This is a genomic window from Pseudoalteromonas arabiensis (assembly GCF_001550155.1).
GTDB classification, from domain to species: Bacteria; Pseudomonadota; Gammaproteobacteria; order Enterobacterales; family Alteromonadaceae; genus Pseudoalteromonas; species Pseudoalteromonas arabiensis.
In genome coordinates, this window is record NZ_LRUF01000026.1 from 210,988 (window position 1) to 225,062 (window position 14,075).

The 14,075-nt window shown below is 38.9% G+C and carries 8 protein-coding genes; 6 read left to right on the plus strand and 2 right to left on the minus strand.

Features of this window, described 5'->3' with window-relative positions:
* Positions 1-30 precede the first annotated feature (30 nt).
* Complete coding sequence (locus tag PAARA_RS18100; RefSeq protein WP_062570390.1) at positions 31-3,003, minus strand: TonB-dependent receptor; 2,973 nt, start codon at positions 3,001-3,003, stop codon at positions 31-33.
* 516 nt (positions 3,004-3,519) lie between these two features.
* Between PAARA_RS18100 and PAARA_RS18105 the strand changes: the two genes are divergently transcribed.
* The 5 genes from PAARA_RS18105 (at position 3,520) to PAARA_RS18130 (ending at position 8,464) form a co-directional block, all read left to right on the plus strand.
* The gene (locus PAARA_RS18105; RefSeq protein WP_062570391.1) at positions 3,520-4,026 is read left to right on the plus strand and encodes a hypothetical protein; all 507 of its coding nucleotides are present in this window, start codon (positions 3,520-3,522) and stop codon (positions 4,024-4,026) included.
* 29 nt (positions 4,027-4,055) lie between these two features.
* A complete protein-coding gene (locus tag PAARA_RS18110) occupies positions 4,056-4,694 on the plus strand; it encodes a lysozyme inhibitor LprI family protein (protein ID WP_062570392.1) in 639 nt (212 codons plus the stop codon).
* Between the two features lie 112 nt (positions 4,695-4,806).
* The gene (locus PAARA_RS18115) at positions 4,807-5,637 is read left to right on the plus strand and encodes a hypothetical protein (protein WP_062570393.1); all 831 of its coding nucleotides are present in this window, start codon (positions 4,807-4,809) and stop codon (positions 5,635-5,637) included.
* A gap of 867 nt (positions 5,638-6,504) precedes the next feature.
* Complete coding sequence (locus PAARA_RS18125; protein WP_062570395.1) at positions 6,505-7,371, plus strand: hypothetical protein; 867 nt, start codon at positions 6,505-6,507, stop codon at positions 7,369-7,371.
* A 10-nt stretch (positions 7,372-7,381) separates the two neighbouring features.
* Positions 7,382-8,464, plus strand: a complete 1,083-nt coding sequence (locus PAARA_RS18130) for a DUF4785 domain-containing protein (protein ID WP_062570396.1) — start codon at positions 7,382-7,384, stop codon at positions 8,462-8,464.
* A 115-nt stretch (positions 8,465-8,579) separates the two neighbouring features.
* Here PAARA_RS18130 and PAARA_RS18135 read toward each other — a convergent pair whose 3' ends face one another.
* Entirely contained in the window at positions 8,580-11,282 is a 2,703-nt protein-coding gene (locus tag PAARA_RS18135; RefSeq protein ID WP_245219998.1) for an AAA domain-containing protein, read from the minus strand.
* 569 nt (positions 11,283-11,851) lie between these two features.
* Between PAARA_RS18135 and PAARA_RS18140 the strand changes: the two genes are divergently transcribed.
* Entirely contained in the window at positions 11,852-13,957 is a 2,106-nt protein-coding gene (locus PAARA_RS18140) for a TonB-dependent siderophore receptor (protein ID WP_062570398.1), read from the plus strand.
* Positions 13,958-14,075: the final 118 nt, after the last annotated feature.

Genomic DNA, 14,075 nt, shown 5'->3' on the forward strand with positions numbered 1-14,075 from the left:
TCAAACTGTATACATTTTTACAGCTATCGTTTAGAAGTTATAACGCAAGCCTAAATTGTAGCGAGCCCCATTTTTGTCTAAGTTCCACAACTGTGCTTTATATCGACCATGTTGGCGATTGTCTTGCTCAGTAATGTTAATTCCTTCTAAGAAGAAAGACAGTTGTTCACTGTAGTTATAAGCCACATTAAAATCGATTTGATAATACTCTTCTGTAAATGCGGGCTCGTTTACATAGCGAGCAGCATTATTTAAGAATTTATCACGCCAGTTATACGCTACACGCGCTTGAAATTTATCATTCTCATACATCGCAATGAAGTTAGCTGTGTCACTTAAACCAACTAATGCAAACTGTGTTGTCGTTGGATCTGCGGCAACATTAAAGTCAACATCGCCATTTACGATCGTGTAGTTTGCTTGAATACCAAAGCCTGAGTCACCAAAGAAATGCTGAATAGCAAACTCATAGCCATCAATTTTTGCATTTTTGTTATTGGTTGGAACTTGAGCTGTGAACTCCATCAAAGGGTCATCGCTGTTAGGTAAGATATCGTAAGCGGCTTCAAACTCTTCGTAAGTCATTGAATCAAAAGCCACCCCATTTTCCATGGCAGCAACCATTTGGAATAGGTTTGAGTCAGTGATTGCCAGACCTCTTGCTTCTAGTTCAGCTTTTGCTGCTTGGGCACGAGGGCCTGCAGAAACATCTCGTAAGTCATAGTAATTTTGAGTCATCGGTGTTAGGCCAATAAAGTTATCAACTTTTTTATTGTAATAACCGACAGAAACATAGCTAACATCGCTGTAATACCACTCAGCGGAAACATCGATATTATCTGATTCGAGTGGTACTAAACCAGGATTACCCGTCGATGCAGGCGCATTGGTTGTGCCTGGAATTAAACTAGGTCCAGTGGGTACCCCAACTGTTGCTGCAGAGCTTAAATTATCATAAGTAGGCCGTGCGATTGTTGTACTATATGAAGCACGAAGTTTTACATCATCGACCACATTAATGTCAAAATCTACGCTAGGCAGAAAGTGATCATAGTCAGCGCTTAGCGAGTAATCTTGTTTGTCAGTGCCATATCGCACATTAAAATCGTTGTTACCTTCCCAAGCTACTGCATTTGGTAAATCAATATTTGCTGTTGAGGTGATATCTGTGGTTTCGTATCGAGCCCCAACTAGTAGGTTAAATGGCATATCGCTAATTTCACCTTGATAGTTATATTGCACAAATGCAGCTTGAATCTCTTCTTTAATGGTGCGGTTTGTTGCAAATGCACCATCAGCAGCAAAATTAAAGCCGTACTGGTTTGCAGCCCAATAACCAATTTCAGATGCGCTACCTGTAAAACCTTGAGCAAACGAACCAGAGGTGTTGTAGCCATCTAATTCACTTAAGAAGTTTGTAGGATCAAGGTAACCGTCTGGCAACTCTCCAGGGTTTTCAATCCCCCAGTTGCCCATTGTATTACGTGTAAGGGATTGTAATGAATGGCTTTCCATAGAGCGTGACTCAATACCAAAATCAATTACACCTGACTCTATTTCATATTTGCCAAGTAATCGGAATTCATCAACGGTTGACTCTTGGCGCGCAAAGTTAGAATCGAGAATAGAAGTACCTACGTCATCTTGGTCTAATACGCCATTACAGTTTAGATTAGCTCGGCTGCAATCATCAAAACCAATTACCATTGAGGGTAACTTGCGACTAAAATCGACTTCTTGAGAGGCGACGATATTTGCTCCTAACCCCGCATTCACCCAACTGCCATAAGGTGCATCTGGTTCACTCGTTGCTTTTGAGCTATGTGCATCAAATACAAATCTAAGTCGATCATTTACAAAGTATTCAAGGTTAAGACCGATAGAGTCATTTTTATTAAGCTGATTTAGTTCTTGTAACGCGAGGCCTAGATCACGCGTTGATAGATCTCTACGCTCTTCTTTGTAGTAAATGGGGGTTTTAACGGTATTGTCATCAAAAATTAAATGGGTTTTATAGTTATCCATCCAGATTGACTGTTCAGCCCGCGACTCAAATAACTCTTGCTGCGAGTATGTATAATCAAGTGTTGCTGTTAGTGACTCTACGGGGCTATATTGTAGAGTTAATTGCGCATTTGTTCGAGTTCGTTCGCGATCTGCGATAGTATAACGAAGATCAGAAGGCATCGAATAATATTGCCCCATTGCAGGTGCATTTTCGATAATGATGTCATCCGCAGATTGAGGAATTGTGCCATCGTAAGCGGTCGTTCTCCATTCGTTAACAAAAGCCCCTGCAGCAGAACTATCGCGCTCTTGAACACTTGCAGTAAGTGATACACCAAATTTAGCGTCTTCGTCCGTCCAACTAAAAATGCCCGAAATTTCAGGTGTGATATCATCGCCTACACGGTTTGTTGTGTCGTGCATGGCTTTAACACCGATATTAGTAATTAAACCAGGATTGTCTAAAGGGCGAGCTGTATTAATATTGATTGTGGCGCCAATACCCCCTGATGCGATATTTGCTTTTCCTGTTTTATAAACTTCGACAGATTTAACACTTTCTGATGCCAAATTAGCAAAATCATAGGCACGAGAATTTGGCGATCCTCCGCCTGCAGGAAGCGAAGCTGCTGGCATGGTACGGCCATTTAAAGTCACCATATTATAATCTGGACCAAACCCACGTACAGTTACTTTTGAGCCTTCACCATTACTGCGGTCTATCGATACACCTGTAATGCGTTGTAAAGATTCTGCTAGGTTTGTATCGGGGAATTTACCTATATCTTCTGATGAAATAGCATCAACAACACCTGAAGAGTAGCGTTTTAGTTGGGTTGATTCTTTAATACTGCCTTTAAACCCGGTTACTTGAATAACTTCAATGTTGTCGTTGTGTTCAGATTGCTCTGCGTAAGCAGATAAGCAGGTGCTAGCACCCAAAAGCAAAGATAAGCTGGAAGCTAACTTTGTTCTTTTAAAGTTATGGCTTGGCATCAGGTTTCCCTCGTTTTTATCATTGTTATTCATGCTGTTAGAGCATGATATTGTTGTCAAAATAGATTTTATATCATATCTGGAAGCGCTACCATAAAGAGGTTGAAAACCGCCCTTATGAAAGCGCTTCCAGAAAAGAGTAGTGTGATTTGCAGTTTACGTCAACAGCTACATCAATAAATTGTTATAAAAGTTACGCTAAAATTGAATGGATGTTGCTTCGTTTTTTCATGGTTTAATTCACTGTTGGGAAGATGGTTTATTAATTACTTTTATGCGGTATCAAGATAAGAAACAAGCTATCTTGGGTGAACAAAGTGACTGTGCTGTATAGTCAAAAAGAGAGAACTGGCCTTTTAATTTGGCAAATTATGGGGGTATTACGGAGTGTTTTTCTGGTAAAAAAGTAGATTAGTTTGTGTAATCATTTTCCCTGACTGTTATGAAACTGGCTAGCTTAAATATCGTACTATGCTACTATTTTATCTGACTTTGTTTAACAGTTAGGATGTTAGTATGGATAGTCGTTTTTTTTCAATCAAACCAATCGAATCACTCCTTTTTTGTTTATCGCTTCTTTGTCTTTCGTCTACTTCACAGGCTGAAGAATTAAACTTAAGTTTAAAGTGTAAAGGTTCTGGCACGGTGAGTGATACGGAGACAACATTTAAGAATAGTCGCAATAAAAGTGAGCATTCGAAAGAGTTTGGTACTGAGCAAGCCATGATAAAACGACCTTTTGAAGGGGTTATGCTTGTTGAAATTCACTCAGATAAAGGCCAAGTAAAAATACCTGTTGGTATGCTACCTCCTTTTCAAAAAGATGAAGCCTCAGATTGGTTTCCTATTCGTGAATATAAAATCACGAATACTGAGGTAACGGGTGAGGTCAAAATCAATTTTTTAAATAAACCAAACCTTCGGATTGATCGGACAACAGGTACAATTGTTTTTGCAAGTGGGCTCAATGAATTTTCTGGTGAGTGTGAAAAAGTTGACCCTAACGCAAAACCACTCTTTTAACCCACAGCTAATATTAAAACGGAATTGTGATGAAAAAACGGTTACTTCTATTAGGTTTGTCTTTCTATACGTCTGTATCAATAGCGAACGCTGATGGACCTGATTTTTTTCGCGTATCGAGTGAAAACTCAATACAAATGTTTGAAAAAATGCAAGCCAACAGCAAGTTGGTTTTACTTGTTCCTCCAGATACAAATGGTATTAAAAATTTAGGCTGCACAGGGGGCACTTCATTACAAGCATGGCAAAAAATGACAGAGCAACAAAGAGAGACGTCTAAAAATAATGCATGGTGTAATGTGGGTGTGCAAGGTAAAACTGGCTGGGTACTTAGTAAGTATTTATCCGAAGGCAACCGTATAGAAGAAACCCCTTCTTTTAATTGTAATGCGGCTCACCCCCATGAGATTGAGATATTAATCTGCGGCAATACTGAACTTATTTTATTAGATAATGAGTTAGCGTCTGTTTACCAGAATGCAATTTCAAAGGCCAAAGCAATGACTAAAGGCTCAGAAAATGTGCTCAGTGATTTAAAGCAAAAACAAATTGGGTGGATTAAAGAGCGAAATGAGTGCTGGAAAGAAATTGGCGCAAAACTTACTTGCTCAATAAGTAAATATAAAGAACGGATTGAAGCTCTTCAAAACTATAAAAATAAATATTAGTTGAAACAAGCACTAAAGTTGAAAAAACAGGGTGATTTACGACTCAGAAATGTAGTTGTCGTGGTGCGTGTTTAAACCATCAGTTTAGATTAATTTAGAACAAGGACTATTTATGCGTTTATTGTTGACTCTATTTATGGCGCTCCTAACTGGTTGCGTGGCAATGCAAGAAAGTAAGCCGCCTCCTCAACATACGATACAAAAGTTCTCAATAAGTGAGGAACTTCCAACTTTACCCTCGGGTTCACGGTTGATCCCTGGCACTCATTTTTCAGTCATATTTGCTGACAGCGCTGCAACGTTACTAGTTCCAGTTCCTTTTGTTGGTGAGGCTGTTACAGGGGCCATAAACTCAAGTAAAAGTGAGTCTTATAAAGAGCATTATGTTGGTATTGATATTTTAAAATTTGCTAAAGAGGCTTTTAGTCGTAGTGAATTTTATAGTGAACAGCCACAAGCAACTAAGCTTTTTCCAGTTGCTTATGTTCAGGAATGCTTCGATGATGTATTTAGAATATCTTTAGCAATAGAAGTTGACTCAGATAATTGGGTGGGTCGATATTTATATCATATTCCAACTCATATTCCAGTCAGTGATGTTAAAAACCCAACTCAATTAGAAGTTGAAACGCTTAGCTTCGAGCTAAATGAGGGCATGCAAAAGCTTACTGAATTAATTGAGCGAGATATAAGGGGGCAGCTTAATTCGACGAATAAAAGTGTAGATTTTGGTAGCTACTATATTTATGGCAGTAATTTGGGTGGTTTAATTACTCCGTCTGTAATGCATCTATCAGATGGTCAGTTAATTGAAGAGGGGAATGATTATGTCATATTTAGACATAGTGGAGACCCTAGTGTCGCCGGAAATGCAGGTGCTCTACTTTTTGGTGTTCATTACTTTAGAAAAGAGCAACTACACACATTCGAAGTGATAGAGTAGCCAAATTTATACTTCGAGAGTTTGACTAATATTAGATCTAGATACAGGAACGGAAGGCTTGTTTTGTTTGTCACCCCCAAATGTCAATAACTCTGGATATAATTAAATTCAAATACCCAAGAAGCTGTCCTAGTAATGCAACAGCTTTTTTGAATAAACAAAAGTAACAAGGTGCGAAAATGGATTCGAAGTCTAGGACGCATTTTAACGCCATAGAGTGCGTAGTGGTTTCATCCTATATTATAGTTATTTCTGCAACTGTTTCTTAATATACTGTAATTGCTTTTTGTGTCGTCTTTTATGCCTTTTTATAACAAGCGCACTTGTTTTAAGTTGCTTACTAAAAAATAACACCGCTAGTAATAAATTAAACAAAAGAAAAAAGCTTGATACTTTCAAGCCATTAATAGATTGGGCATAAATGTCAGTGAATGAAATCATAAATAATGTATAAAGTGAGATTGAGATTGCTGTAATAACCAGCGCTTTAAAAACTTTTATGACTCATGTTTTGCCGATAGATAAAAGTACACCCAGTGTTATACATGCTAAGTGACTTTTATACATTAAAAGATGAAAGATCCTATGTGTCAATTTAGAGATATGGATTAATAAGATTTATAAATAAAAGTTAATTCTGAGGGCTTTCGCCTAATGATTAGCTTTAAAACCTACCAAGCAGGCAAGTCTCTCATATTCATTTGGCAGTTTTTACCAATGAAAAACCTAATAATTTGTACTTAAAAAACACATTAAAGTTAAATTTATGTAAATATTTTCTTGCTTTCGTACCTGTTTGGTCTATGTTTTTGGTCGGAGGTCACTCCTCCAACCTGATAGATAAAATTACAATCAACAGGAACACACATGAAAATAAAAACACTCTCACTAGTGCCAGCTTTAGTGTTGGCAGCGGGTATCAGCCACAGTGCTTTTGCTGCGCAAGGAGTCGCGTTTGTGCACGGTACAGGCCAGCAAAGCGATGCGTATAATGACTATTGGACTGGTAGCTTTGTCGACACGGTTCGTCAAGGTTTACCCAATAGCAGTAATTACACCGTCATTAATTGTGATTTTGAGCAGTATATGTGGGCAGATGCGGCATCTGGTTGTTTAGCGGGGCAGCTTACTACATTTATCAATAATAAAAACATCACCGATTTAACCCTGATCACTCATTCTAACGGCGGTAATGTGGTGCGTTGGATTTTATCTAACCCAACATGGGATAGCCGTTATCCAAATATTATTAGCAAAGTCACGCGTACTATTGCCCTGGCTCCTTCAAGTGGTGGTACGCCTTTGGCTGATGCGGTTATTGCAGGTAATTCGTTTGAGCAAAGCTTGGGTTGGCTGTTAGGTTATGGCAACGATGCGGTTAAGCAACAACAGGTGTCTTGGATGGCGTCGTATAACGCACAGTGGCTATACGGCACACCGAACCGCCCGAGCTTACCGTCTCGATTTGAAACTGTGGTAGGTAGTGACGTTGAATCAGCTGTATGGGACAGCGACAGTTATTGTGGCGGCTATCAAAATCAAGTGGGTCTTGAAGTAACACAAAACTGGTTAGACAGCTGCTCAGATGGTTTTTTAAATTGCAGTTCTCAGTCGTTAGCTGGGGTGGTGTGGTTTACCGATAAATCACGAACTCAAGGTAGCGAACCTTTGAGCCATCAGCAAAGTCGTCGCAATTGTTTTGGCTTACCAAACATACTTAAAAATCGAATTTAGGAGCTAAGCCATGATTAATAAGTTAACCACACTTTGTGCTGCAATGATGCTTGTAAGCACGGCGACGTATGCTAATGAGCAAACGGTTTATCAATTTCCTCAGGTGCAATCTTCATCTGCGGTGCAGTTACACATGCTTGAAAAAGATAGTGTTGAGTATTGGCAGAAGGTTTCGGGCAAAGAGCTTAAGCGCGGTGTGCCACTGTATGTAAACCAAGTAGATAATTTTATTCGTATCGCGCCAAAAGCACGTTTTGATAGTGGTGAAGTGTTTAAGCCTGATGATTTACAGCTCGATAAGTTATCAATCAGAGATGCAAACTCGCAGCTGTTATCAGTACAAGCTGCTGCGTCACAACAAAAAATGCAAAATGCTGGATTTAATGATGGTAGTGTAGGGCTTAGGCTTGGTCAGGTAGGTGCTAAGGCAATGTTGAAAACAAGCCAAGCCCTAAACGACAGCGATACTTATTTAGTACATGTAATTGAAAAAGGCTCACGTAATGCCTTACATGCTAAAACACAGTTTAAAGTGGAAGATCAGCAGCAACGTTTAGGCATACAGTTAAGTATGGGTCAAAAGCGCTTTAAAGATAAGCAGGTAAAACTAAGTTTATACAGCCCTAAAGGCGAGCAGCTTGATGTGCGTTATGAAAATGGTGAAGCGGTGCTTAAATACCCACTTGAAACCCTAGGTGCCGTAAATGGTTACTATGAACTTGAGGCAAGTGTTAAAGCGGTGGTAAATGGGCAAATAGTTAAACGCTCTATAAAAATGCCGTTTGTGCACAGTTCGCAAACCATCACTATGGATAACGCGAAAGTGACAGCTCTTGGTAATAACCAATACCAAGCTCAGGTACCTGTGCAAGTAACCGATGCTGGCCGCTACGCGATTCGTGCAACGTTAACAGGCATGGGCGATAAAGGTAAACGTGTAAAGCTTGCAACGGTTGAGGTCGCAAAGCAGATTAATGGTCAAGATAACTTTATGATGCCGTTTTCTGTGACTAAAGCTGCCAAAGCACCATTTGAGTTGGTGGATATTGAACTTACCGATCAAACACGAATGTTAAAGTTTGCAGGAGAATAAAGGTCAAGCAATATGCAATGGGTTGGAGGTTGTAGTGCAACCTCCGACTTTTTAGGGATTATTGATAGCCGCTTTAGGGAATTATTTAGCGAGTATGAATACGCTGGTAATGGATTTATTCGTTATTCGCCAAAACGGGTATTTCTGTCATTGTGGTTACTATTTTTTCAATACATGCGTGTTTGTCTACAATCCACAGTCCGTAACTTATGGGTAGCATTTCAATGCCAGCACGTTTGAATCGTTTGTAGGTGTTTAGCTCAAAAAAAGTGGCCCAAGGGCCAGGAAAACCAATCAGATCAACTGCTAAGTAGCGGCCATTGTAACGACATAAAATATCAACTTCTGTGCCAGCAATTGTGTAACCTGGCCATGTTTCAATAGCTCGTTTATTCAGTTCATTGATTACCTCATGCTGAAATTGATCAAGTTGGTTATGAACAGAGTGTTTAGCTTCAAATTCACTGATGCTTGTAAGGTACTTTTGTAATAGGTTTTGTTTGGGAAGTTGGGTTGCATCAACCGATAAAAATAGCACTTGTAGTTGGCGTGCTCGGGTGATTGTGACGTTAAAAACATCCGCTTTATTTAAATAGGCTGCGGCTCGTTTAGATTCATTGTCGAGTGAAAAAGAGATCAACATTATATCTCTTTCTTCGCCCTGAAAGCCAAACGGGGTAGCGGCACGTATTTTATGTTTTGTTATCTCCGATTCACTAAAGGTTGTGGCTATTTCTTTAGCTATGTCGTCGGCTTGTTGCCTAAACGGTGAAATTACCCCTATGCTATGGTTAACCCCCGTTTTTTCATCTTCCTGTATTTGTGTTTTTATAAACTCTATAACACTCAAGGTTTCTCGATGATTTACCCCTGTTTTATTTCTTATACCGTTAATGCGTTTTACATGTAAATAGCCACTGCTGGTACAGGGCTTATGTTGCATTACATTTAATTTATTTTGATAAAAGTGCTGGTTACTAAAGTGAATAAGCTCTGGCTTACTTCTAAAGTGTTCATCAAGAAATGCAATGTCTGCTTGGCTATTAATTGAGTTCAGTGCTAAATCTAAAATTGAGTTATCACGATAACTTACTACACCTTGGCTATTATGGGATAAGTTATGTTGTGTTTTAAAATGTGCTTCTTTATGTTTTGCCAAAAAAGAGTAGTGTCTTAATTGTTTAGTATCGCCTACGATGAGTGCTCTTTTTGCGCGATAAAGGGCAGGAACACAACTACTAATATTACATTGAGTTGCTTCATCAATAATAACAAGATCAAACATTTCTGCTTTTAGTGGCAGAACACGGTGTAAGGTATTTAAGCTCACTAACCACACTGGAAATGCAGACAAAAGCGCACTGTACTCAATATTATCAAATAACTCGAACTGTCGTTTTGATGTGCGGCTACGTATTGCTTTATTAAAGGCTTGCAGAGACTGGCGCTGTGTTTCTACAAGTGTTTTAAGGTTTTTGAGTTTCAGTGCATTTAAATAGTTACTCGCGAGTAACTCTCTTTGCATATGTTGCGTGTTTATTTTATCTAAGGCTGACCACTGCTTTGTTAGTTGTTGAATTTTGCTTTTCACTAAAGTTAAGTAAAGGCGCTTTAGCCATTGAGGCGATTTGTCTTCAATATTTTTTAACCGTTGTCCTCTAATAATCGCTTTTTCACAAAACTTTAGGAAGCGTAGCTCTAGCGTATTTAATTGGCTGTTGAGCTGTGTAAGCTCTTGCTCACATTCATTGGGCTCTTTATTTAATTCATTTGAAAAATAGCCTGCTAGTAAAGATTCTAAATAATCTTTTAGCTTCGATAAAAATGCGTTTTGACCCGCTCTTATAGAGATATCACTTAAGTTGAAGTTTTCATCGAGTTTACTGGCAATGACGTCTAAAGCCGCATCATTATTTGCGACAACAAGCACTGACTGACCCCTTGCTATGTGCTCAGCAGCAACAGCGGCTATAGTGTAGCTTTTACCTGTTCCTGGCGGGCCAGATACACACCCTAATGAGCTATTAGCAGCAATTTCAATCACCTTTTTCTGCGAAGAGGAGAGCAATCCTGGCAAGTAATTAAATTTTAGTTGTGCTGCGTTACCAGTTGTATTTGTATGGCTAAACAGACTAGCCAGTGGGGCAGGCAATGTGTTTGAAGCTGTAATTTCTTCTAACTCATGGAGTATACCGCGAGAGCTTCTTGAGCGCTCAACAAAGGTAAGCATAGATACCGGTAATAACGAGGCTGTTTTTCTTTTTAGAGCACGCAGAATGGCGCCTGCATCTGTAAGCTCGGGATAGTTAAGTAACTCAAGTAGGTTAAGCTCAACAGGGCTGCCTTTGAGTCGTGAAGTCCAATAATGAGGTGATTGAATATCTACAGAGTTTGTAATGTGATGAACTGAGTCTTCCTCAGGCATCAGTAGTTGAATCAACGGTTCATTGACTTCAGGTACTGGGTTATTAGTTGAAAAGTAATAATCTTCACCGTCTTTTTCTATGCTTGCTTCGTTGAATAAAATAGGGGAAACAACCGATTTCATTTCACCTTTTATGTCTAATTTACCAACGAGAATAAACCTGACATAAAGCAAAACCCGCTCGCGTTGATATATTTCAACACGTTTAACCATTTGCTCGGCAAATTCGCTAGGCAATGGAAGCCGAGGTAAAAAGCCTGAGCCCAGCTCATCTTTTCCTTCGAGAACGAAACTATCTTCCTTTTTTAACTTATTGAGATTCCATAAATTAAGGTCCGCGCTATCTTCTTTATAGCAATCTCGGTAATAAGAAAGGATGTTTTGAAGGTTCAAGATTAAATTCCATTTTTAAAAGTCAGTTTGCTGGTAATTTATAACATAAAACTTGGCGTTAATAGTGAGATTAACAGTAGATATCGGCATAGATCATACAAGTTTTGCTTGTAAAAAGTGTTACATCCGCTTTGGCAGATACTTGAAAGAAGTCACTGTAGTGGTTAACCATTTTTGGCCACCTCGTTATAAGTATTTCCAATACTGTTTTTTAGTATTGGCATCGTTTTAACGTAGGCCTTTTGAGTAATTTCAAATAGGTGAGTTCTCAGTGTTTAAAATTTACAGAACAAGATTACCTTACATTTTCACAAATTGGCTACTGAGCCTAGCGCTAGATAACCACAATTAAAGCGCTCTACAAGAGCTTTTTCATTGGGGATGAATACCCATTAGTACGATCATAATAGTGCAAGATTTTTCAATCGACATCTAGCTCTTTTATTTCTATTTATTTATAATATTACAAATGATAATAATTTTTGTTAACGATTGAGTTTTCACCTTGCCAGTAGAAGGGAGTTATGTGAGTGAAAACTTAATCGATTAAGTTTTGCTTAAGAGTTAAAATGAATAAATCAAACCTATTTAACGTGTCAGTTCTTTCGCTTGCTATTAGTGCACTTTTTTCACCACCGGTAGTCGCTGTAACATCATCAGATATAGAGAAGATATCTGTATCTGGAGTAAGACAGGCTTTTCGCGGTGATGTACCTATGAATCAGCAGCCTCAAAGTATTGAATTTATTTCAGCCAATAGTCTTGAATTTGCTGGTGTAACTGAGCTAAACGACATTTTTGATCTAACGCCAAGTATCACAGAGCAAAATGATTTTGGTGGTCTATGGGAGAGTTTCGCGATTCGTGGCTTAGTGGGTGATGAGAATATTCCATCGGGCTTTTTAATTAATGGCTATTCATCGGGCAGAAGCTTTAGTGGTATCCGCGATGCAAGCAATATTGATTATGTTGAAGTTATGAAGGGGCCAGGTTCTGCACTTTATGGGCGCTCAGAACCTGGTGGAACGATTAACATCATGACGAAAAAACCACAGTTTGAAGAGCAAGGCTATGTAAAAGTAACTGCGGGGAGCTGGCAAAACTACCGTGCTGAGGGAGATTACACCAATGCACTTTCAGAGCAGATTGCTTTTAGAGTTAATGGGGCGGTGGAAGATAGTGAAAGTTTTAGAGATTATCATGAAGCTCAAAAAACAGTTGTAACCCCTTCAATTCTTTGGCTTATTTCAGAACGCACGAAGTTAAATTATGAACTTGAATATGTTGATCAAAGCACAACCTTTGACCGCGGTATTGTTGCAATTGATGGTGATATTGATGCATTACCTATTGAATCATTTTTAGGTGAGCCAAACGATAAGCCGACAGAAGTTGATACGATTTCTCATCAGCTTACATTTGAGCATCAACTTGGGCAGTGGTCACTTTTAAATGGTTTTAGTTATAGTGATTCGAAGTTTATTAGTGAGTCGAGCGATGCCGAACTAGCACCTGCTAGGCAAATCTATTTTATGGATGGTGTAACATTAAGCAGACAACATAACCAACGTGACTTTCAAACCAAGTACTTCTCTACTCGACTAGAGCTCAGTGGTAGCATTGATACTGTGGGTTTCACTCATCATTTACTAATAGGTGCTGATGCCAGTAAATTTGATTTTGATAAACTTTGGCACCGATACCGTCCAACGATTGATGACACTCGATATGCAATCAATATGTACGAACCTGAGTATGGAAAAACAGCCCCAGAGGGAGCTCTGTTATTTGACAGTTCGGAGGTTCAGCATAGTTATGGGGTTTACATTCAAGATCAAATTGATCTGACTGAACAATGGAAAGTGCAGGTAGGTGGTCGATTTGATTGGTTTGATCAACAAATAGATAATCACATAAACAAACAAAGCTTAAAGAGCGACCAAACTACGTTCAGTCCTCGTGTGGGTATTGTGTACGCATACTCTGATGAGATTCAATATTATACTAGTTACTCTGAAGGCTTTAGACCAAATAGCGGCTACGATAAAAATGGTGATGCATTTGAACCTGAAGAAACAAGCTCTTTCGAAGTGGGTGTTAAATTCAGTTCAAATAGTGTCAATGGTAGCGTCACAGTATTTAGTGCAAAAAAGACTAATATGCTGACTACTGATTTGCAAGCAGGTATATCAACGGCGCTTGGAGAGGTAAGCAGTGAAGGGGTCGAGCTTGATTTACATGGTTACATCTCAGATAGTACATCTTTTGATTTTGCCTATACTTATACAGATGCAAAAACAGCCAATGATACAGTTAATACTGATTGGTGGGTCAAGTTACCCCAAGGCAGTCCTTTGTTGAATATCCCTAAACATAGCGCTAATGCTCAAATCAAAAGAGACTTAAACGACTTAGTGGACTTCGATGCAACAGTTGGCGTTGCGGTGCAGTATGTTGGTGAGCGTTTAGGCGAAACGATAGATCTAGACTATTACTTACCTTCTTACACCTTGGTAAACTTGTTTGCAAATTACGCTGTTAATAATGATGTCACTATACAGTTTAATGTAAATAACTTACTAAATAAAACTTACTACGCTAATTCTTATTCTGCAATTTGGACACAACCAGGTGAGCCGGTTAATTATAAGTTGAGCTTAAAATATAGCTTCTGACAATCTTAATCCAGTAATAGAGGAAAGGGGGCACCTTTCCTCCTAAAGTACGCTTTGCTCTGTTTTTTATTAACAGCCAATTTCTATTACAATCTATAAAACGACTTAATTTAGAGTA

Coding starts and splice junctions, on each gene's coding strand:
- PAARA_RS18110 (WP_062570392.1), top strand. CDS start 4,056: ATGAAAAAACGGTTACTTCTATTAGGTTTGTCTTTCTATACGTCTGTA.
- PAARA_RS18125 (WP_062570395.1), top strand. CDS start 6,505: ATGAAAATAAAAACACTCTCACTAGTGCCAGCTTTAGTGTTGGCAGCG.
- PAARA_RS18100 (WP_062570390.1), bottom strand. CDS start 3,003: ATGCCAAGCCATAACTTTAAAAGAACAAAGTTAGCTTCCAGCTTATCT.
- PAARA_RS18105 (WP_062570391.1), top strand. CDS start 3,520: ATGGATAGTCGTTTTTTTTCAATCAAACCAATCGAATCACTCCTTTTT.
- PAARA_RS18115 (WP_062570393.1), top strand. CDS start 4,807: ATGCGTTTATTGTTGACTCTATTTATGGCGCTCCTAACTGGTTGCGTG.
- PAARA_RS18130 (WP_062570396.1), top strand. CDS start 7,382: ATGATTAATAAGTTAACCACACTTTGTGCTGCAATGATGCTTGTAAGC.
- PAARA_RS18140 (WP_062570398.1), top strand. CDS start 11,852: ATGAATAAATCAAACCTATTTAACGTGTCAGTTCTTTCGCTTGCTATT.